Source organism: Chitinophaga deserti (genome assembly GCF_003149455.1).
GTDB lineage: Bacteria > Bacteroidota > Bacteroidia > Chitinophagales > Chitinophagaceae > Chitinophaga > Chitinophaga deserti.
The window spans coordinates 224,666-243,111 of sequence record NZ_QFFK01000006.1 but is presented as its reverse complement, the minus strand read 5'-3'; the positions used below and the strand labels follow the sequence as shown (position 1 = coordinate 243,111).

21 protein-coding genes are annotated in these 18,446 nt (G+C 48.3%); 6 read left to right on the top strand and 15 right to left on the bottom strand.

Going from position 1 to position 18,446, the window contains the following annotated elements:
* Positions 1-25: 25 nt before the first annotated feature.
* The 3 genes from DEV76_RS15505 to DEV76_RS15495 form a co-directional block, all read right to left on the bottom strand.
* A complete protein-coding gene (locus DEV76_RS15505; RefSeq protein WP_109698832.1) occupies positions 26-457 on the bottom strand; it encodes a hemerythrin domain-containing protein in 432 nt (143 codons plus the stop codon).
* Positions 457-1,740, bottom strand: a complete 1,284-nt coding sequence (locus tag DEV76_RS15500; RefSeq protein WP_109698831.1) for a prolipoprotein diacylglyceryl transferase — start codon at positions 1,738-1,740, stop codon at positions 457-459. The genes DEV76_RS15505 and DEV76_RS15500 overlap by 1 nt, the downstream gene beginning before the upstream one ends.
* 143 nt (positions 1,741-1,883) lie before the next feature.
* Positions 1,884-2,297 (bottom strand): BrxA/BrxB family bacilliredoxin, encoded by a 414-nt coding sequence (locus DEV76_RS15495; protein WP_109698830.1) that lies wholly within the window; start codon positions 2,295-2,297, stop codon positions 1,884-1,886.
* Positions 2,298-2,519: 222 nt separating this feature from the next.
* Here DEV76_RS15495 and DEV76_RS15490 point away from each other — a divergent pair, with 222 nt between their 5' ends.
* Both DEV76_RS15490 and DEV76_RS15485 read left to right on the top strand, forming a co-directional pair.
* The gene (locus tag DEV76_RS15490; RefSeq protein WP_109698829.1) at positions 2,520-2,960 is read left to right on the top strand and encodes an Hsp20/alpha crystallin family protein; all 441 of its coding nucleotides are present in this window, start codon (positions 2,520-2,522) and stop codon (positions 2,958-2,960) included.
* A 182-nt stretch (positions 2,961-3,142) separates the two neighbouring features.
* Positions 3,143-3,976 carry a hypothetical protein gene (locus DEV76_RS15485; protein ID WP_109698828.1) on the top strand — a complete coding sequence of 278 codons (834 nt, stop codon included), beginning with the start codon at positions 3,143-3,145 and terminating at the stop codon, positions 3,974-3,976.
* Position 3,977: 1 nt separating this feature from the next.
* On the opposite strand, the gene DEV76_RS15480 is transcribed toward DEV76_RS15485, so the two are convergent.
* The 3 genes from DEV76_RS15480 to DEV76_RS15465 form a co-directional block, all read right to left on the bottom strand.
* The gene (locus DEV76_RS15480; protein ID WP_198652085.1) at positions 3,978-4,466 is read right to left on the bottom strand and encodes a nuclear transport factor 2 family protein; all 489 of its coding nucleotides are present in this window, start codon (positions 4,464-4,466) and stop codon (positions 3,978-3,980) included.
* Positions 4,467-4,935: 469 nt separating this feature from the next.
* Positions 4,936-6,333 carry a type III PLP-dependent enzyme domain-containing protein gene (locus tag DEV76_RS15475; RefSeq protein WP_109698827.1) on the bottom strand — a complete coding sequence of 466 codons (1,398 nt, stop codon included), beginning with the start codon at positions 6,331-6,333 and terminating at the stop codon, positions 4,936-4,938.
* A gap of 297 nt (positions 6,334-6,630) precedes the next feature.
* Positions 6,631-7,260 carry a WbqC family protein gene (locus DEV76_RS15465; RefSeq protein ID WP_109698825.1) on the bottom strand — a complete coding sequence of 210 codons (630 nt, stop codon included), beginning with the start codon at positions 7,258-7,260 and terminating at the stop codon, positions 6,631-6,633.
* A gap of 340 nt (positions 7,261-7,600) precedes the next feature.
* Between DEV76_RS15465 and DEV76_RS15460 the strand changes: the two genes are divergently transcribed.
* Positions 7,601-8,056: an LEA type 2 family protein gene (locus DEV76_RS15460; RefSeq protein ID WP_109698824.1), complete on the top strand. Its 456-nt coding sequence runs from the start codon at positions 7,601-7,603 to the stop codon at positions 8,054-8,056.
* Positions 8,057-9,874: 1,818 nt separating this feature from the next.
* Here DEV76_RS15460 and DEV76_RS15450 read toward each other — a convergent pair.
* A complete protein-coding gene (locus DEV76_RS15450; protein WP_109698822.1) occupies positions 9,875-10,249 on the bottom strand; it encodes a heavy-metal-associated domain-containing protein in 375 nt (124 codons plus the stop codon).
* Positions 10,250-10,303: 54 nt separating this feature from the next.
* Entirely contained in the window at positions 10,304-10,939 is a 636-nt protein-coding gene (gene pyrE, locus DEV76_RS15445; protein ID WP_109698821.1) for an orotate phosphoribosyltransferase, read from the bottom strand.
* A 47-nt stretch (positions 10,940-10,986) separates the two neighbouring features.
* Here pyrE and DEV76_RS15440 point away from each other — a divergent pair, with 47 nt between their 5' ends.
* Positions 10,987-11,616 (top strand): NUDIX hydrolase, encoded by a 630-nt coding sequence (locus DEV76_RS15440; RefSeq protein ID WP_157962912.1) that lies wholly within the window; start codon positions 10,987-10,989, stop codon positions 11,614-11,616.
* 2 nt (positions 11,617-11,618) lie between these two features.
* Complete coding sequence (locus DEV76_RS15435; protein ID WP_109698819.1) at positions 11,619-12,338, top strand: class I SAM-dependent methyltransferase; 720 nt, start codon at positions 11,619-11,621, stop codon at positions 12,336-12,338.
* Here DEV76_RS15435 and DEV76_RS15430 read toward each other — a convergent pair whose 3' ends face one another.
* From DEV76_RS15430 to DEV76_RS15415, 4 genes are read right to left on the bottom strand one after another with little or no spacing between them, the layout of a single operon-like run.
* A complete protein-coding gene (locus tag DEV76_RS15430) occupies positions 12,339-12,782 on the bottom strand; it encodes a hotdog fold thioesterase (RefSeq protein WP_109699028.1) in 444 nt (147 codons plus the stop codon).
* 11 nt (positions 12,783-12,793) lie between these two features.
* Positions 12,794-13,276: a pantetheine-phosphate adenylyltransferase gene (coaD, locus tag DEV76_RS15425; RefSeq protein WP_109698818.1), complete on the bottom strand. Its 483-nt coding sequence runs from the start codon at positions 13,274-13,276 to the stop codon at positions 12,794-12,796.
* A gap of 10 nt (positions 13,277-13,286) precedes the next feature.
* Positions 13,287-13,850 (bottom strand): RsmD family RNA methyltransferase, encoded by a 564-nt coding sequence (locus DEV76_RS15420; RefSeq protein ID WP_109698817.1) that lies wholly within the window; start codon positions 13,848-13,850, stop codon positions 13,287-13,289.
* The gene (locus tag DEV76_RS15415) at positions 13,841-14,716 is read right to left on the bottom strand and encodes a DUF3822 family protein (protein ID WP_109698816.1); all 876 of its coding nucleotides are present in this window, start codon (positions 14,714-14,716) and stop codon (positions 13,841-13,843) included. The genes DEV76_RS15420 and DEV76_RS15415 overlap by 10 nt, the downstream gene beginning before the upstream one ends.
* 165 nt (positions 14,717-14,881) lie before the next feature.
* Between DEV76_RS15415 and DEV76_RS15410 the strand changes: the two genes are divergently transcribed.
* On the top strand, positions 14,882-16,216 hold the full coding sequence (locus DEV76_RS15410; protein WP_109698815.1) for an MATE family efflux transporter: 1,335 nt from the start codon (positions 14,882-14,884) through the stop codon (positions 16,214-16,216).
* Positions 16,217-16,227: 11 nt separating this feature from the next.
* Here the strand turns inward: DEV76_RS15410 and DEV76_RS15405 are convergent, their stop codons facing one another.
* The 3 genes from DEV76_RS15405 to trxB form a co-directional block, all read right to left on the bottom strand.
* Positions 16,228-16,983, bottom strand: a complete 756-nt coding sequence (locus DEV76_RS15405) for a tetratricopeptide repeat protein (protein ID WP_109698814.1) — start codon at positions 16,981-16,983, stop codon at positions 16,228-16,230.
* Between the two features lie 103 nt (positions 16,984-17,086).
* Entirely contained in the window at positions 17,087-17,437 is a 351-nt protein-coding gene (locus DEV76_RS15400; RefSeq protein WP_109698813.1) for a dihydroneopterin aldolase, read from the bottom strand.
* A 53-nt stretch (positions 17,438-17,490) separates the two neighbouring features.
* Positions 17,491-18,438 carry a thioredoxin-disulfide reductase gene (gene trxB / locus DEV76_RS15395; protein WP_109698812.1) on the bottom strand — a complete coding sequence of 316 codons (948 nt, stop codon included), beginning with the start codon at positions 18,436-18,438 and terminating at the stop codon, positions 17,491-17,493.
* Positions 18,439-18,446: the final 8 nt, after the last annotated feature.

The following is an 18,446-nucleotide window of genomic DNA, read 5'->3' as shown; positions in this document are numbered from 1 at the left end:
GGTATAAGGGTGTTTTAGTATTTTTTTACCCTTCCGTCAACCGGATCCGGTCAATTACATCGGGTAATAATTCCTGCATTCTTTCAAATACGACCCGCTCCTCTTTCCGGATATGCGCTTCCAGTGCCCGGGCCAGCTGGTCCATTCCGGCTACGACATCCGCACTGTCTACCAGCGCGCTGTACATCCCGGAAATGATACGGTGCTCTTCCACGAGTTCATCGATATAGGTATCGATTTCAGGCACATGGCCCCTGCATTGCTCAAAAAGATGATCTTCTTTCTGGATATGCGGCACCATGGTTTCCTGGAACACTTTTACCATATACCGCATTTTGGATGCGGCATCCAGCGGATAGCCTTCATATGCTGCAGCATCTGACTTCAGGTAGCGACACACAAAGAGCAGTGTTTTATGCTCGTGTGATAACGGTATAAGATTAGGATGGCGCTGCATCAGGCGGGATTTGCGGCTGGTTTGGTTTTACGGGCATACCAGATCAGCACGGCGCCGCCGATAACCAGCAAACTGGCAATCAGTTCAGCCTGTGTGGGATGGAACCCGAAAATATCATACTTGGTATTGACGCGGATCTTTTCCACGAAAAACCTTTCCAGTCCATTGAGGATGAGGTAGATGCCGAAGATAACACCGGGAGTGGTCACTTTCCGGCGGATGCCCATCAGCACTAAGAAAAACGCACCACAAACGATGATCTCATATAATGGCGTAGGGAATACACCTACCGGAAGTGCACTGCAATACTCCCCTTCACAGGCGGGCAGCTTCACTCCGTCGTTCACCACGTTATGGGGGTAATTATAGGCAACAAACCAGTCGGGCAGCCAGCTGAGCGCTTCAGGTTTTGCATAGTATTTATGCGGCACAGCTTCAATAGAGCCAAAATGCCTGATAAAGTATGCTGATTCCTGCTGCATTACTGCCTGGTATTGTGCAGGGGCTACCTTCTCAATTTTACCGGCGGCATTAGTGATGTACGCGCTGTTATTGATGCCCCAGTCCCCGTCGCCGGAAAACTGGCAGCCCATACGCCCTATCGCGTATGCCAGCATAAGCGCAGGAGCAGCACTGTCTACCAGGTGCTTCCAGTTAATCTCTTTACTACGGGCGTAACGTATAATTACATATGCAGCTACGATAAGCCCTCCATAAAATGTGAGTCCGCTGGCGGAAAAGAGTGAGCCCCAGGGATCAGCAGTGAATTCACTCCAGTTCTCGAGGTTATGGAAGATCTTGGCACCGATCAGGCCGGCTACTGCTGCCTGAATGGTAAAGTCGGGCACACGCTGATGCGGCCATACTTTTACTTTTACCTGCTTCGGGGTAGCCAATGCCGTTTTCTTCTTCGTATAATATTTATAATAAGCCATTGCAGCGCCGAGGACAATACCTCCTATCACGCTGCCCTGGGCAGATAATAAATAATCACGGAAATCGCTGTCGCTTCCAATGATCCCGAAGATTTTGAAGCCGAGGATAAATCCGATAAGGGCACTCAGCAGCATATCGCCCACGGAAGCGGGCTTGCCTTCTACGATGGTTTCCTCGACAGGACCGAGAAGACCGAGCTTTTCGCGGCGGCGCAATTCTGAAGTCAGCACGTAAGCAGCAGCCAGAAAAGCCAGCGCCACGAAGAAACCGAATGTCTGAATTATTTTGAGCCAGGGCCACTCTATTCCAAAAAGATCCCTGAACGCGTAAAATAAGTTAGGATACATAGGCTAAAAAAATGGTGATCTGAATTTTCCTATGAACAAAGCCGAATTAAGTCAGTTGGAAAATCAAACCACCAAGTTACATTGCAAATATGAAATTCCCATTACGCGGAATAAAAAACCATGTAACGGGAATCAGCAAACGATTAGCAATACTCGTCGAACGCAGCTACGAGGTTAGTTGCAATCATCTGGGCAGAACGGCCCTCAATCATGTGGCGCTCAATAAAGTGCACCAGCTGTCCGTCCTTAAAAAGTGCGATAGAGGGGGAAGACGGGGGGTAAGGCATCAGGTGCGTACGGATCTGCTGTACGGCATCTTTGTCGAAACCTGCAAAGGAAGTAGCCAGTCTGTCGGGCTTCTTTTCGCTGGCCGCAACCGCCATGAGTACACCCGGACGGGCAGTACCGGCAGAGCATCCGCATACTGAATTAATAACTACCAGGGTAGTTCCTTCCTGTTTCAATACTTCTTCCACGCTGTTAGGAGAAAGCATTTCCTGAAATCCATTATCTGTTAATTCTGCCTTCATCGGCATCACGAGTTCCGCAGGGTACATATATGTATGATTTTCCGCAAAGTTAATAATATATCGAGATACTTCAATTAATTCATTTTTATTGCCATTATGTCTGATAAAACAGCAGTTAATTGCCATTTTGTCGTTATTTCATTTGAAAGACTGGCGTTTTAACCGATTTCTGGCATTGGTATCCCGTTTGATCTATACCGGATGTAACCGAAAAAAATAAATGGTTTAACGCATAAAAGGAATAACACTATGACACTCGTAAAATTTAATCAACCCGCCAAAACCTTCCATGGTCTCGTAGACGAACTGATCAACGGCAAATTCCTGAATAAGGATTTCGCTACCTCTGATTTCTATGGTACATCTTACGCTCCGGTAAACATCCGCGAAACGAAAGATGGTTATTCCCTGGAAGTAGTTGCCCCCGGATTCGCGAAAGAAGACTTTAAGGTAAAAATCGACGGACCTACGCTGACGATCAGCGCAGAAAAGAAAGCCGAATCTAAAGATGAAAACGAAAAACAAATCCGCCGCGAATTCAGCTTCCGCTCCTTCTCCCGCTCCTTTACGCTGGACGAAAAAGTAGAAGCCGGTAAAATCAACGCGAAATACGATAACGGCGTCCTGCATCTGACCCTGCCTAAGAAAGAGGCCGCACAGGAAACCGTAAAAGAAATTATAGTTGCATAAGGGTTAGGAATAGTTGCGATTTGTTGTGATTTGATTCAAATAACAAATACAACAATATAGAGGGCTGCCTTGTCTAAGGCGGCCCTTCTTATTTTGTATCAATAATTTACCACGAAAGGACCATATCCAGCCCACTGAATCCTACTACCTTGTGTATGAGCTATTTATTGCAAAAACCCTTTATGTCAGCAAACAACAGCAGCATTTCCACTCTGTCTTCTGCCATTTACAACGCCGTCAGCGAAATGGTCACGGGAAAGCTTATACGCAAATCCGCCTGCGCATGGGAACAGGCACGCATTCGTATGGTTTTCGATTACATCTTCACCTACACCCTCCTGCTGATACCCATCATAGCAGCACTGATCTTCCTGCACGACTTACCGAATCTGGTTATTACCACCGCCTTCGCCATGATATTCGTGTGTTGCGGCATCCTCATGAGTACAGGGATCCCGCACCCCCATATTGGCATCCTGGCCGCCCTAAACACATTGCTTACGCCAATGGCCTGCTCGTTCCTCAACGACATGGACATATCCCCCATTTATGCCATTCCCTGGCTTATGGCCTGTATGCTCGGCTACTTCGCCGTAAGTCTGCGCACGTCCCTTTCACTTATGGCCCTGCTCCTCCTATACCTGGGGATTGCCGCATGGATGAAGCTGGACCAGATACGCGTAAACCTCCCGCCCACCTATTCGGTGAAGGACCGCTACTTAGCTACCCCCTTCCTTATGCTCGTTTACCTTGTAATCATATTACGGGTATGGGGCGTGTACTTCCGTAACATCTTCCGGCTGGAGCGGGAACAGACCCTCCAGAAGCAACAGGAATTCTCCTCCCTCATCAATCAGAACCTTATCAAACAGTTCCTGCTGGTGAAAGGGCTTAGCCGTTCCGGGAAAGACGACTTCCTTGAAGGCAATACAGATCTTGTCGATGCCCGCTTCAGCGAGATCGAAAAGCAATGTGACTCGGCCATCCATTACCTCGACGGCCGGCAACCCGATTAAATTACAGACAATTATCCTTCCGGCGCGTATCGATGAGGTAGGTAATCTTCCAACCTTTTTCGGATTTGTACAGCTGAAAGCTGTTTACCCCGCAATGGCTGAACTTATCCCCGATAAAAAACTGGTAGGGAGTCCAGACGCTGGCCATCGGTCCGTCGACCAAAACCTGCCCGAAGGTGATCCGCTCATCCCACACGTCCGTGTGAGGGCGACCTACAGCTGTTAAAAAGCCCTGGAGCGCCTCTTTTGCCAGCTTAATCTCCCCTGTTTTGGTCTTTACTGCGGTGTGTAGCATGGCTCCTTCTTCAAAGACAGCCTTTACCATCGCGCTGTCGCCACGTTTCATGCCCTCAAACAGTTGCCTGATGACACTTTTTACTGATTCAGCCTCTGAATCCTGCGCGGATGCTCGATAAGAACATATTAATAAAATTACCAAGAGAAAAAAGGGGCGTAACGGCATAGGTCGCTTTTTAGCTTGTTGAAACATAGAATCTGAGGTTTAAAAAGGGGTTGTAACGTATTTATTGTAAAAAAGTTGTTAAAAGATACAACTAAATGGTATTTGCCACGGAGAGAACAGAGTATACTTTTGATCATCGCAAAATACATCGTAACCTATTGCCACCTATACCAATAATGTTCCAATTCCCGCATACCTTGAAATGTTCCTTTTACCTTATGCCATGAATTTTCCATTTCATCCCTAACGCTATGAATGTTGGATCAATCTATCCTATGAAATTATAGGCTCTCCCACAGGAGAGCCTATTTAATTATATGGCGATCCGTTTAATCGAAAGGCGGAAAGAGCGGCGATAAGAGGATATTAAGTTACAAATGCTAACCGGCACTGCGGGGTTCAAAATGGCCGAGCGGTCGATTTCCGGGAGGGATAATAAAAAACGAAACCCCTCGGAGAACCGAGGGGTTTTTAAGTGGATTACTAACCCATATTTTTAATAACCCAAAATTTTAAGCATGCTTTGGGAGGTTTGCTCCTTAGCGTATAGCCAGTCTTTTAATTGTCCGTTTTTGTCATATCCTACAACCACGTGTTTGGGAGACGGGATAAGGCAATGCTTAATACCGCCATAACCGCTCAGCTGATCCTGGTAGGCTCCCGTGTGGAAGAAACCAATATAAAGCGGCTCCCCGTTTCCTATCTTCGGAAGGAACACGGCATTGATGTGTTCTTCGGAAGTATAGAAGTCGTACCCGTCACAGGTAAGTCCCCCGAGGTGGACTTCCTGATACTCCTGGTCCCATTTGTTAATGGGTAGCATCAGGAACTTCTCTCCGATGCCCCAGGTGTCCGGGAGGGTCGTAATGAAAGAGCTGTCGATCATGTACCATGCTTCACGGTCGTTCTGCATTTTTTCGCCGAGTACGGAGTAAACAACTGCTCCGCTCTCACCTACCGTGAAGGAACCGAATTCTGTATAGATGTCCGGTACCGGTACTTTGTTCTTTTTGCAAACACTCTTGATGTTGGCTACGATCTCGTTTACGATGTAAGCGTAATCATAGTCGAACCCGAGTGAGTGCTTAATGGGGAACCCACCGCCGAGGTTGATGCTTTCCAGTTCAGGACAGATCTTCTTCAGCTGGCAATAAAGGTTCATCACCTTATTGAACTGGCTCCAGTAAAATATGTCATCCTTGATGCCCTTGTTCATAAAGAAGTGGAGCATCTTCAGCTCGAACTTCGGATTGCCCTTCAGCTTGTCCACGTAATATTCGAGGATGTCGCTTTTGGCGATGCCGAGCCGGGAGGTGTAAAAATCAAAGGTCGGCTCTTCTTCTGCTGCGATCCTGATACCCAGTTTTACGGGGTCTTTGGTACGCACGAATTTGGAATAGTCGTCCAGCTCCTCCTTGTTATCGAGCACCGGGATCACATTCTTGAAACCACTGTTAATAAGCTTGGCGATGGCCCGGGTATAAGTCTTCGTTTTATACCCGTTACAAATCACAAAGGTTTCCTTGTTGATCTTCTTCCGTTCATAGAGCTTATTAATAATATCTATGTCGTAGGCGAAAGAAGTTTCGATGTGTACCCCGTGCCGGAGGGTTTCTTCCATAATGAACGAAAAGTGAGAACTTTTGGTACAGTAGCAATAGTAATAATTGCCATCGTACTTGTTCTTCTTAATCGCATCCTGGAACATCTTTTTTGCCCTGTTTACCTGCATTCCGATCTTGGGAAGGTAGGTCAGCTTGAAGGGTGTTCCATACTTGTCAATCAGCGCCCGCATGTCCAACCCGTTAAAAAACAGGTTATTCTCTTTCACATTGAATCCCTCTTGAGGGAACTCGAACGTCTGGTTAACGAGGTCCGTGTAGGTGTTGTTCATTTAAGTCTGTGAATGATCTAAGGTCAAAAAATCTATGCTACAGTATAAATGAGCTGGAAACTTCTGGTTTATACACCTACGTAAGTCGTTCCCCAGCAAAATTGGATGCAAATCTACTATTTTGTTCGAATCGATTTCCAAAAATTTCTGATCTTTTTTATGAAAGGGGGAAAACCACGTCAATTTATTGCTTCTCAACAACTTGACATACATTATATAAAGCGGATTTCAAGCCATTACCTCCTTGTTACAGGTTCCGGGCACCTGGTTAGTGATCCCGCTGCAACCCCTTCATAATCATTTCAGTAGCTCCAATCCCCTTTTCCCTTCACAAAATAACAGATCGAGGATGCTAAGGTTCGGCAAAAAGCCGGTCCTTTCTCCAAAAACCTGGGTGTATTCTGCAGCAGGTTCTTCGGCTGCCCCGGGATGCATCTTATCGCGCAGATCCAGTACGGTTGGATCGGCACTATAGTCCTTATTATATATATCCGTGGTTTCTACGACAGGCGAAATGCCCAAAGCGCCATTGGCAAAATCGAAGCAGGCCAGGTTCCAGTCGAACAGAAATTCAAATTTCTTCTCATATAACGCTTCCAGTTCCGGCTCAAAATATTCAAAGTACGGGGAGCGGCGGTAAGCCGAAGTGAGGGTTTTCCAATGGAGGGACTGCCAGGGTTCGTCGTTGGAGATCCGCACATCCTTCATAATTGTCCGCTGGTTTTTTCCCTTCATTAACGGAACGCTCAAAAGTATCATTCCATTAGGCCCCGCGATGTAGCAACGATTACGAAAACTGACCTTCTGATAGTGCTCCATGCGCTCAAAACACACTTTTTCGCTTTTAATTAAAGTTTTATAGAAGCTAATTTGTGGAAAATATTGATTTTCAATCAATAAAATACCATTAATGCCCTGTTCTGCCATACTGTCCTAATTGAGTTTTACCGTTGTTGATTTACATGAAACATACCTGCTTACAATTAAATAAAAAGCTTTTGTTAATGCACTTTAAATTCTTGATTAACAGGTCATAGAATTTAAATAAATATGCTATTAATATTAGCAAAAGGCTATTTCATGCAAAATGTTAAAAGTCAACAAAAATACTAAAGATATTAGTGATAAAAATGACAGATTTTTTGACCGTTTTACTTAAAGTAAAATATTAAATAGAAAGCCTGCTCCCAGCCTTCCGGGAACCTCGTTTTTAACTTAATATTTAGAGGGATTGTCGTAGGTTTGGTGGAAATTTCAAACGCCGTTCATGAAGCAGGTAACCTGGTTTTTTATGATCCTCCTGGTTTGGGGTGGGGTCAGCGCATGTGGAAAAATGAAGGACCTCGAGTTTATCCGGGTCGCCAGTTTTGATATGGAGAATATGAGCTTTTCAAAAAGCACTGTCAAAATTGAACTGGCTTATTACAATCCCAACAATTTTTCGCTCCGGTTGAAAGATGCCGAATTCGACGTTTTTCTGGACGACACAAAAGTTGGTCACTCCTTTCAGGATACCTTAATAGACATTCCGGCCAGGGATACTTTTTATTTTCCGGTGAAGCTCCAGGTAGAAATGGGGAACGTTTTTAAGAATATGCTCGGCGTTCTGGCAAATAAGGAGGTTACGATTAAGGCGTCCGGAAATTGCAAAGTTGGCAAGAAAGGCGTTTTTCTACCCTTCCCGATCCACTGCGAAACCAAACAGAAACTCGACTTTTTTTAACCGATTTTCGTCGCTCGACGAAAAAGGATACAATAATTAAAGCCATCTTTCGGGATGGCTTTTTCATTTTCCCAACCGTGAGTTGAGTAAAGTATTTAGTGTTTTAAGGGCAAAATCCAGGTACCTGCATTCCAATTTTTACCCCTTTTCCGGATTCTCAGCGGCCGGAAATTGCAAGCATTTATCTTCTATTTGACCCGGACGCGGGGTAATTTCCATGTAAGTACACCCTAAAATCAACCCGGATTTTTCAAAAAACCGGCCCTTTCCAATCGCCGGAATCGCTCCGGATTTTCATTTTCAACCTCGATTTTTGATGATAATCTCTCGACGGATTTCACTTTTTCCGCCTTTTCATTATCCTGTTCAACCGCTAATCCTGGTTCGAATGCAAGCAAAAAATAGCCTGACCTACCATGTTTATGAAGGTCCACCAAATTGTACTTTTCACGGATTGGGCATCCTGGGATTTCAAGAATATGCCCTCCTTTCACCTCACTTTTTTTGACCTGGAATCAAACAACAGGGGCATTTGCGCCATCGCAATGTAAGCGTCAGCAGTGCCTTAAATGAAGAATATCCTGCTTAAAAATGGCCTGCCCAATACCACGATTTGGAGGAATTTCAATAATTCGACCCCGATTTTTCACGTAATCGGAACTATCATTTTGCTGAATCCGGAGGTAAATAATGCATCAAACTGGTCCAATCAGGCCCCCAAAATCGGGGATATTTAACCTCATTCTTACCTTCAAACCGGATAAAAATTAGGCATCGGCCTGGTGTTTAAGAGGAAAAATTGGCTCTTTTACAGCTAATCCTCTCCTGCTTTAGCCCCATTTTTATTGACGCAAAAATGCACAGCAGGGGCATTTACGCCATCATAATTTAGGGTCAGCAGTGCCTGAAAAGAAGAAAATCCTGCTTAATAATGACCTTTCCAACACCACGAATTGAACGGATTTCAATAATACGATACCGATTTTCGGGTAGCTGCATCCTTCCTTTTGCTGAATCAGGAGAGTTAATAATGCATCGAATCAGACCAATCAGGACTCCAAAATCCGGCATTATCAACTTCATTTTTACCTTCGAACCAGGTAAAAATCAGGCATCTGCCAGCTATTCAATAGGAAAAAACGGCTCTTTTATATCTAACCCTCTCCTGCTTTGCCCCATTTTAACTGATGCAATTATCGAACAACAGGGGTATTTGCGCCACCATTAATGGGCACCTTTAAGTGGGTAGTTTTGCTTCTTTCCGGGTAAACCAAACCTGTTTACGGTCAATTTTGGGAAGCATCCGGGTTCCGTTTCCGGGAATATCCTGTTGAATAATGGGATAAGTTTGCCGGGGGATTAAGTCAGGTCACTACGGTTCCCCCTCCTTCAAGGGGTCAAATCCCTGGGTACTTCAACCGTGTTTTGGGGTGGCTTTTTCATAATTTCCAGCCTGTTTCCTACAAACCAGTCCTACCATATCCCGGTAAAACAGGGCTTCTTCCGGGAGACTTCTACCGGTGTTTATGACTATAGAAAGCTGCTTCTGTACAGAAAACCGTTCGTTAAAGCAGGGTTACTGCAGACCTAAAGTACTTATACCTTAATGTATATAAATCCCAGCTTTTCCTTTACCAGACAGGGTTTAGTGCCTTTTTATATACATTAGATATACATTAACCCTTCTTTAAACCTTCTTTAACCCTTCAGTTACCCCACTTTCCAGGTGCTTTTCGTGGCGTAAAACCCTGCTAATCAGGCATAAAAAAACCGCCCCGGACAGGCCGGAGCGGTAATAGCTTTCTATATAATAATATACTAGTGTTTCTTCTGAACAGGGCCGCCACCATCTTCGGGCTTCTTGCAGCACTTGGGTAAGTCGTTGTAAGAATCCACGTTGGCAGTTACATCATCAGCATCATAACCCACATTGGCAATGGAAGTTTTGATGTTTTCGATATTGGTACGGTCAGTAAAGTATTTTACTGTCGCTTCCTTCTTTTTCACGTCCACAACCATGGATTTTACCCCTTCCTCTTTCAGGAAATACCGCTGGATAGCGTCTTTACACATGTTGCACTGAACAGTAGGCACCTTGATCTTCGCTGTTACCAGCGTTCCTTTTTTGGCCTGAGCCATCGCAGAACCAGCACATGCCAGCATCAGCACCAGCATCATTTTAATGATACGCATAGGATGAATAGTTTTTATTCTCTCACAATATACGATTTCAACGCAATATATCTCCTATTTCCCCCATACATCTGGAGCCGTACGCCAGGCTTGTAAAGTTGCCTGTTCATCGGGCCCAACCTGGCCTTTTTCTACCGCCAGTTCAATCAGGGCGTTGTAGTTGCTGAGAGATTTATATTGTACTCCGGCAGCTTCGAAAGCTTTCACGGCGATGTCGAAACCATAGTTGAAGATCGATACCATCCCGATCACTTCGCCACCAGCGGCGCGGATAGCCTGTACGGCTTCCAGGCTGCTTTTACCGGTAGAGATCAGGTCTTCCACCACTACAACCGGCTGGCCTGGCTGCAACACACCTTCGATCTGGTTGCCCATGCCATGTTCTTTCGGCTTGGAGCGTACGTAAATGAAAGGCAGTTTCAGCTGATCCGCCACCAGCGCACCATGGGGGATGCCCGCCGTGGCTACGCCTGCGATCACCGCGGCTTCCGGCCAGGTTTCATACACCATATTGCTCAGTTCTGACTTAATATAATCCCGGATGTAGGGATAAGACAGCACCTTACGGTTGTCGCAATAAATCGGGGATTTCCAGCCGGAGGCCCATGTAAAGGGCTGACCCGGGCTCAGTTTTACGGCCTGTATCTGGAGCAGTTTTTCTGCTACCTGTTTTTCGCTGACATTGTTCATAACGGCGCAAAAGTACGATGAATAATGCAAAGGATTATTTTTGCGCCATGGAAACACCGATACATATATATATTAATGAGCGCCCGCTCCTCATCGCCGGCCTCCACGACACGCTGCCAGCCCAACTTACAGGCGCTACCACCCTCTTTAACCCGCCTGCTGCTGAAGTGGCGCAAACCATTACCCTGCTCGAAACCAACCAGCTCCCGGCTGTAGTTTTCCGCACGGGTGAAGCTGCCGCCCTGCTCAACCAGGTGAAAAGCCACTTCCAGGTACTGGTTGCCGCCGGCGGCCTCATCACCAACGATGCCGGTGAAATACTCCTGATGTTCCGCCGCGGTAAATGGGACCTTCCCAAAGGCAAGCAGGACGATGGTGAAACCCTCGAAGACTGCGCCCTTCGCGAGGTTCAGGAAGAAACCGGCCTCAAAAACGTGACCCTCGGTAAGCCCATTACTGAAACCTGGCACTACTACAGCTTCAAAGGCAAAAACATCCTCAAACACAGCTACTGGTACCGCATGCACTTTTTCGGTAACGAACTCACCGTTCCCCAGATCGAGGAAGATATCATGGATATCCAGTGGATCAGGCCGGAAAACATCGCCAAATACATGCCTTACTCCTACCAGAATATTGTGGACGTGCTCACCAAAGCCGGCTACGCAGTTAACTAATCATGAGCACTCAATCCCACTACGAAAACCACCTCGCGGCTTTTTATGCCTGGATGACGGGCAACTTTGAAGCGAAGCAGCAGGAGCAGCAAGACTGGTTCTCCTCCCGCGGCGTACTCCCGCAGGGCAATAAAACCGCCATCGACCTGGGGGCCGGCCATGGTTTGCAGTCGGTATCCCTCGCTAAACTGGGCTTCACCGTGTTTGCGGTAGACTTCAATCAGCATTTACTCTCGGAACTGAACGCCCGGGCAAAGGGCCTTCCCATCCGTACTGTACTGGCCGATCTGAAAAATGTGCCGCAATACGCTACAGAAGCGGAACTGATCACTTGTATGGGTGATACGCTGACGCATCTTGACAGTGTGGAAACCGTGCAGAACCTTATCGGGAAATGGTATGAGCTGTTACCCGCAGGAGGCAGGCTGGCACTCTCTTTCAGGGATCTTACAGAAGAGCTGTTCGGAGAGCAGCGGTTTATACCTGTGCGGGCCGACGACCAGCGCATCCACACCTGTTTCCTGGAATACTATCCGGGGTATGTACGGGTATATGACCAGCTGCTGGAAAAAGTGAACGGCGAGTGGATACAGAAAGTCAGCAGTTACCAGAAACTGCGGATGGGCGCGGGTTTGGTGAAAGAAATGCTGACAGGCGCAGGTTTTCGCGTGCAGCATCATGATGTGATAGCGAGAATGCAGTATATACTGGCGGAAAAATAACTATTCCCCTTCTTTCCTTTTAGGCAGTACGGCTACCGTGAGCCTGCTGACGCATACCAGTTTATGATGGTCGTCCGTAATACGGATATCCCAGACGTGGGTGGCTGCACCAATGTGCAGGGGCTTGGCGATGGCGTGAACATATCCTTCGCGCACGCCGCGTACGTGGTTGGCGTTGATTTCCAGTCCTACGCAGATCTGCTTAGCAGGATCTATGATGAGTGCAGAAGCCACGCTGCCAACGGTTTCGGCTAAAGCAGCAGAAGCCCCGCCATGGAGGAGGCCATAAGGCTGCACCGTGCGGTGATCTACCGGCATCATGGCACGCAGGTAATCGGGGCCTATTTCGGTAAACTCCATGCCTACCCAGGCGCCCATTGTATTGCGGCCGTTTTCATTCAATTGATCCAGGGAAATATCCAGCGAAAACCAGATGGGTTTCATAGCCATTGTATTTACGATAGTTTGGAATATTGCAGGGAGGATGCTACGGCTTCCGGAAGGAACTGTGCAGCATCACCGCCATTGCGGATAACGTCGCGCACGAGGGTGCTGGCGATGGTGGAGAACTCGGGAGAGCAGGTCAGGAAGATCGTTTCTACTTCGTGGTCCATTTTCCTGTTGATGTCTGCAATGGCTTTTTCATATTCAAAATCCGCCACATAACGGATACCGCGGAGAATGAAATTTGCGCCTATCTGTTTGCAGAAATTGACGGTCAGCCCTTCATAAGACGTTACTTCTACCGTAGGCTGGTCTTTATAAATCTCGCGCAGCCAGTCCACCCGCTGCTCCACAGTAAACATGGGCACTTTACCGGAATTTACACCGATGCCGATAACGAGTTTATCGAATAAAGGAAGAGCACGGTCGATGATATCGGTATGCCCCAAAGTAACAGGATCGAAGGTACCAGGGAAGAGTGCGATTCTTTGCATATGGTTTGCGTTATTCGCCGGAAGGGGTTTTCAGTTCCTCCCGGTTGATGAAAATAGTGAATATCGTTGTGCCATAATTCCGCTCTGCACGGAAATAAGGATAATGGCGGAAATCATTTCTGCGCGTATGTTCCAGCACAAACCAACCTTCTTCTTTCAATAAATTCTGTGCAAATACGAGCCTGGGAAGTTCTTCCATATTACCCATTTCATAGGGCGGATCGGCGAAGATAAAATCGAACGGAGCCCCGCCCTGCTGGAGGTAACGGAATGCATCCATCTTCACGATCTGCGGCGCTATTTCAAGCTGGGCAGCGGTTTTGGCGATAAAGCCCGCCATGGTATTATCTTTCTCGACAACGGTAAGGTTTGTGGCTCCTCTGGAAGCCAGTTCAAACGTAATACTGCCGGTACCGCCGAACAGTTCGAGGCAACGGAGTGAAGGGATGTCGAGATTATTTTCGAGGATGTTGAAGAGCCCGCCCTTAGCAATGTCTGTAGTGGGCCGGGTATGCGGCATATTAGCAGGCGGATGTATGCGACGGCCGCCCAGATCGCCCCCTATTATACGCATAACGCCAGGGCGTAAAGATTATAGAATTGATGGCCGGCCATTTCATTCATTTTCGGAATGTAGAGGAACCCGTCAGGACGGTGCACCCATTCGATACGTGGCAGAAAGCGGCTCAGCTCCTGGAACACCTGTGAGTCTTTCGTGAGCGCCCCGCCAAGTTTGATACGTGCCTTTAGTTCACTGAGGCCCAGCTGGCGAAGACTGTTCACGATATAGTACACGATGTCCAGTCCACCCCGGTGCGCATATTGATGCTGCATGAGCAACTTGCCGCCGGCGTAAATGGTAAGGGTAAATTGCTGTGCCTGTATCTCGGCATAGGCGATGCCTTCCGGCGCCATATGGTCGGGATCCTGGCGGTAAGCCTTCAGCAATGCGGTATTGGCATGCATCACATTATCGGAGGAAAACTCTTTGCGGAGGAAGCCCAGCATATCCTTATCTACGGAGAAAACGTTTACCAGACCCAGTTCAGTGATTTCATCGGTGAGCACGGCATCCTGCGTTTTATGCGGGAGGGCGGCCTGGAGGTAATCTTTCCGGAGCTGTTGCTGGTAAAATTCCCTTGGTACAAGGGTATTGTCTGCCGAAGAAAAGGCGAGCTGCACTTTTTTGAATGCGGTAAAGAGGAGCCTGTCGGCATCGAAGATCTGTTCGATCATTTCGAGGTCAGCCATGGCAACGGTCCTGGGCTGGTAGCTGTAGCTCTTCAGGGCCAGGAACTTGCGCTGCAGGGGCGCCAGTACGGCATAGCTGAATGTACCGGAACCTATCATCACCAGCAGTGTGCAGTTGGTGAGGTCTGTTTCCAGCAACGTCGCGTCGTCTATCGCGTAGGTGGGTTGTATGGTGTATGCCACGGGCATTGTCTGTCTGTTATTCCGCACAATAATACTCAAAAATGTTGAGAACCACGCCCGTGGGCATGCCCAAGATATCAACCAGCAGGGCCGGAGGAATCGTTTTCGTCATTATTTCCCTTGCTGCGGCAGGGCAATCCTTTATTTTTGCCGGGTTTTACGGTTTGGAATATGCAAGTAGAAGTTAGCAACAGGCAGATAATCAATATCGCCGGCCCCATATGTCTCTCCCTGATCCTCCCACAGATCAATCACCTCACCAATGCCGCCTTCCTGGGGCACCTGGGCGAGTTCCCCATTGCCGTGAACGGCATAGCTGGGATCTATACGCTGGTAATATATATGATCTCCTACGGGCTTACCAACGGGATGCAGGTAATGTTTGCCCGCCGTACGGGGGAGCAGAACATTGGAGCTATGGGCTCCATCTTCATGAACGGACTGTTGCTCACCATGTGCATGTCGGTCATCGGCATCCTCGTTACCCAAACCCTGGCTCCGTCCTTTTTCCGGATGAGCCTGCATGACCCCCATATTGTAGAGGCCGCGTCCGACTTCACGCGCATCCGGATCTGGGGGCTCCCCTTCCTCATGCTCATGCGCCTTTGCACCTCCTTATATATAGGAACGGGCAATACACGGTTGCTGATAACTATTTCCCTTTTCCAGGAAGTAACCAATATTGTTTTCGACTATGGACTGATCTTCGGTAAGCTGGGCATGCCTGCGCTGGGACTGAATGGTGCGGCCTATGCTTCTATTCTTGCGGAGATTGCAGGGTTTGTGGCTGCATGGGGACTTCTTTTCATGGGGAAATTCCAGGTAAAGTATAAACTCTTCAGCATCCTGCGGCCCGACTGGAAAGGGAGCCGGAGCATTCTCATTATTTCCGCCCCGCTGGTGGTACAATATCTTTTCAGCATCGGCAGCTGGCTGATATTCTTCATTTTCATCGAGCACCTGGGGCAGCGGCCGCTGGCTATATCTAATATGATGCGCAGCATCTTCGGCCTGTTCGGCATATTCACCTGGGCACTGGGCTCCGCCTGTAATACCATGGTAAGCAACCTCATTGGTCAGGGGCGTGAAAATGAAGTGATTCCGCTTATCCGTAAGATCACGGTGATTTCCATTATCTGTTCTACCGCACTCTGTGTGCTGATCAATATATTCCCCTACCTCTGGCTGCGGATTTATACGACAGATGTAACGCTGATGGCAGATGCCATCCCCTCCATGCATGTGTGTACCCTTGTAATGCTGCTGACAGCCGTGGCCGCCGTGGTGTTCAATGGTGTAACGGGTACCGGCAATACGCGGGTGAACCTGGGTATCGAGGTACTGTCTGTAGCAGTATACCTGGTATATTGCTTCGTGGTGATCGAACAGATGCGCAGCGCCCTGCACTGGGCCTGGGGTGCGGAGTTCGTGTACTGGACTGCCATGGGCTCACTGGCATGGTTCTACCTTAAAAGCGGGCGCTGGAAAGGTAAAAAGCTTGCGTAGCGGTTACTCCATTATTGCATATCCTCCAGCAGCTTCTTGCATTCTGCCTTATATCCGGGATCGTCCTGGTATATGGGACGTAGGCGCATCACCTTGTTGAGGATTTCCATGGACTGGGTTTCCTGGTTATTTTGCCGCAGGGCGATGGCAAGATCGAGATAGTTGAGGATGAAAGAAGGCGTGAGCTGCCGGCATTTTTCATAGTTGGCAATCGCATCTTCGAGGGTGGCATTGGGCATACCACCGAAAAGCACTTTAGCAGCGGCCTTTTCAATACTGCTGAGGTTATAGATGTCGAAGTTCCATTTACCGAGGAGATGGAATGCTTCGCCATAATCGGGTTTGAATTTAAGGGCGAGGTCTACATACTTCTTCACTTCCTTCGCAGCGGCCACTTTCTCTTTAGCGCCTGATATCTGTGCGATGCGTGCCCAGGCGATGGCCATGGCGTAATTGGCTTCCGGGTGCTCCACATCCACCTTCATGGCTTCGTACGCGAAGATCTTCGCATTATTGAACCATTCCATTTTAGCGGTTTTCTCTTTCTGACGGGCGCCTTCGCGGCTGCAGATGAGACTGCTTTGATTGAGTGCGGTAACATTGCCGGGATCGGCCTGGAGGACTTCCTTGTATTGCTGCAGCGCTTCCAGCTCTTTCATTTGCAGGGTGAGCTGTTTGGCCTGGGCGAGCGATTCATCCACCGACTGCCCCAGTGATGTAAGCGCCAGGATGCAGGCGCAGCATAGTAAAAAGGTTTTCTTAAGCATAGGAACGAATTTAACAGGTTCCCAAAAATACACATTTTCTTTGCCTGGTTACATGCCCTGCATGGTTTCTACACAGGCGGCCGGAACTATAACACCCTACCCCTTAGTATTGTTTCTCCAGTGCCACGCAGGACCAGGCCAGATCGCCTCCAAAGGGAGGCGCCTGTTTCCGTAACGTTACTTTAGAATAGCTGATGACCGGAAAAACTTCCTTGATGGATGCGGAGATATCGTGCACCACCTGCTCCAGCAATGCCTGCGGTACTTCCATTACCTGGCGGGATATATCGTACAGTCCTTCGTAGTTCACCGACTCCGCCAGTTGGGAAGGGTGTTCCGGCTCGGGGAGCTGCACGAGCACGTCGAGCATAAAATGATTACCGAGTACGCGCTCTTCCTTATAAAACCCGTGGTGGGCGAAGAATCGCATGCTCTCCAGCGCAATAGTCAGCATAAAAGAGAATTGAAAAGGGCCCCGGTAAGTGTCGGGGCCCTTTATATGGATAATTAATGTCCTTTCGCGGAAAGGTAGCGCTCAGCGTCGAGCGCAGCCATGCAACCACTGCCTGCAGCGGTAACTGCCTGGCGGTAGTTTTTATCCTGTACGTCGCCACAGGCAAACACACCTTCCACATTGGTTTTGGTGGTACCGGGGATGGTTTTGATATATCCCTGCTCGTCCATTTCCAGCTGGCCGGCGAAGATGCCGGAATTGGGCTGGTGGCCGATGGCTACGAAGAAAGCGTTGATGGGAATGGTTTTCTCTTCTTTGGTTTGCGTATTGAGGATGCGCACACCTTCCACTTTGTTTTCGCCGGTTACTTCGAGGGTTTCCGTGTTCCAGTATACCATGATATTGGAGGTTTTGAGGACGCGGTCCTGCATTACCTTGGAAGCTCTCATTTCGTGACGGCGAACGAGCATATGTACGTTAGAGCAGATTTTAGAGAGATAGAGGGCTTCTTCTGCTGCGGTATCGCCGGCGCCCACGATGGCGGCTTCTTTACCACGGAAGAAGAATCCGTCGCACACGGCGCAGGCGGAAACACCGCTGCCATTGAGGCGCTGTTCGGAGGGGAGGCCCAGCCATTTGGCAGAGGCGCCGGTGGCTATGATGATGGCATCAGCGGTCAGGGTCTTTTCTTCGTCGATCACCACTTTGAAGGGGTGCGAGGAGAAGTCTACGGAGGTAGCCATGCCGAAGCGGATGTCTGCTCCCATGCGGGCGGCTTGTTTTTCAAAGTCCACCATCATTTCGGGGCCCTGGATGCCTTCGGGATATCCGGGATAGTTTTCCACTTCTGTGGTGATGGTAAGCTGGCCTCCGGGCTGGATGCCCTGGTAAAGTACGGGCTTGAGATTAGCTCTGGCGGCATAGATGGCTGCGGTATACCCTGCGGGGCCGGAGCCGATGATCAGGACATGTGCATGTTCCTGGTTAGTGTTGTTTTCCATGCTGTTGT

Excerpts from the sequence above, each read along its gene's own strand:
- DEV76_RS15505 (WP_109698832.1), bottom strand. The coding sequence starts at position 457 with ATGCAGCGCCATCCTAATCTTATACCGTTATCACACGAGCATAAAACA.
- DEV76_RS15500 (WP_109698831.1), bottom strand. The coding sequence starts at position 1,740 with ATGTATCCTAACTTATTTTACGCGTTCAGGGATCTTTTTGGAATAGAG.
- DEV76_RS15495 (WP_109698830.1), bottom strand. The coding sequence starts at position 2,297 with ATGTACCCTGCGGAACTCGTGATGCCGATGAAGGCAGAATTAACAGAT.
- DEV76_RS15490 (WP_109698829.1), top strand. The coding sequence starts at position 2,520 with ATGACACTCGTAAAATTTAATCAACCCGCCAAAACCTTCCATGGTCTC.
- DEV76_RS15485 (WP_109698828.1), top strand. The coding sequence starts at position 3,143 with ATGTCAGCAAACAACAGCAGCATTTCCACTCTGTCTTCTGCCATTTAC.
- DEV76_RS15480 (WP_198652085.1), bottom strand. The coding sequence starts at position 4,466 with ATGTTTCAACAAGCTAAAAAGCGACCTATGCCGTTACGCCCCTTTTTT.
- DEV76_RS15475 (WP_109698827.1), bottom strand. The coding sequence starts at position 6,333 with ATGAACAACACCTACACGGACCTCGTTAACCAGACGTTCGAGTTCCCT.
- DEV76_RS15465 (WP_109698825.1), bottom strand. The coding sequence starts at position 7,260 with ATGGCAGAACAGGGCATTAATGGTATTTTATTGATTGAAAATCAATAT.
- DEV76_RS15460 (WP_109698824.1), top strand. The coding sequence starts at position 7,601 with ATGAAGCAGGTAACCTGGTTTTTTATGATCCTCCTGGTTTGGGGTGGG.
- DEV76_RS15450 (WP_109698822.1), bottom strand. The coding sequence starts at position 10,249 with ATGCGTATCATTAAAATGATGCTGGTGCTGATGCTGGCATGTGCTGGT.
- pyrE (WP_109698821.1), bottom strand. The coding sequence starts at position 10,939 with ATGAACAATGTCAGCGAAAAACAGGTAGCAGAAAAACTGCTCCAGATA.
- DEV76_RS15440 (WP_157962912.1), top strand. The coding sequence starts at position 10,987 with ATGGAAACACCGATACATATATATATTAATGAGCGCCCGCTCCTCATC.
- DEV76_RS15435 (WP_109698819.1), top strand. The coding sequence starts at position 11,619 with ATGAGCACTCAATCCCACTACGAAAACCACCTCGCGGCTTTTTATGCC.
- DEV76_RS15430 (WP_109699028.1), bottom strand. The coding sequence starts at position 12,782 with ATGAAACCCATCTGGTTTTCGCTGGATATTTCCCTGGATCAATTGAAT.
- coaD (WP_109698818.1), bottom strand. The coding sequence starts at position 13,276 with ATGCAAAGAATCGCACTCTTCCCTGGTACCTTCGATCCTGTTACTTTG.
- DEV76_RS15420 (WP_109698817.1), bottom strand. The coding sequence starts at position 13,850 with ATGCGTATAATAGGGGGCGATCTGGGCGGCCGTCGCATACATCCGCCT.
- DEV76_RS15415 (WP_109698816.1), bottom strand. The coding sequence starts at position 14,716 with ATGCCCGTGGCATACACCATACAACCCACCTACGCGATAGACGACGCG.
- DEV76_RS15410 (WP_109698815.1), top strand. The coding sequence starts at position 14,882 with ATGCAAGTAGAAGTTAGCAACAGGCAGATAATCAATATCGCCGGCCCC.
- DEV76_RS15405 (WP_109698814.1), bottom strand. The coding sequence starts at position 16,983 with ATGCTTAAGAAAACCTTTTTACTATGCTGCGCCTGCATCCTGGCGCTT.
- DEV76_RS15400 (WP_109698813.1), bottom strand. The coding sequence starts at position 17,437 with ATGCTGACTATTGCGCTGGAGAGCATGCGATTCTTCGCCCACCACGGG.
- trxB (WP_109698812.1), bottom strand. The coding sequence starts at position 18,438 with ATGGAAAACAACACTAACCAGGAACATGCACATGTCCTGATCATCGGC.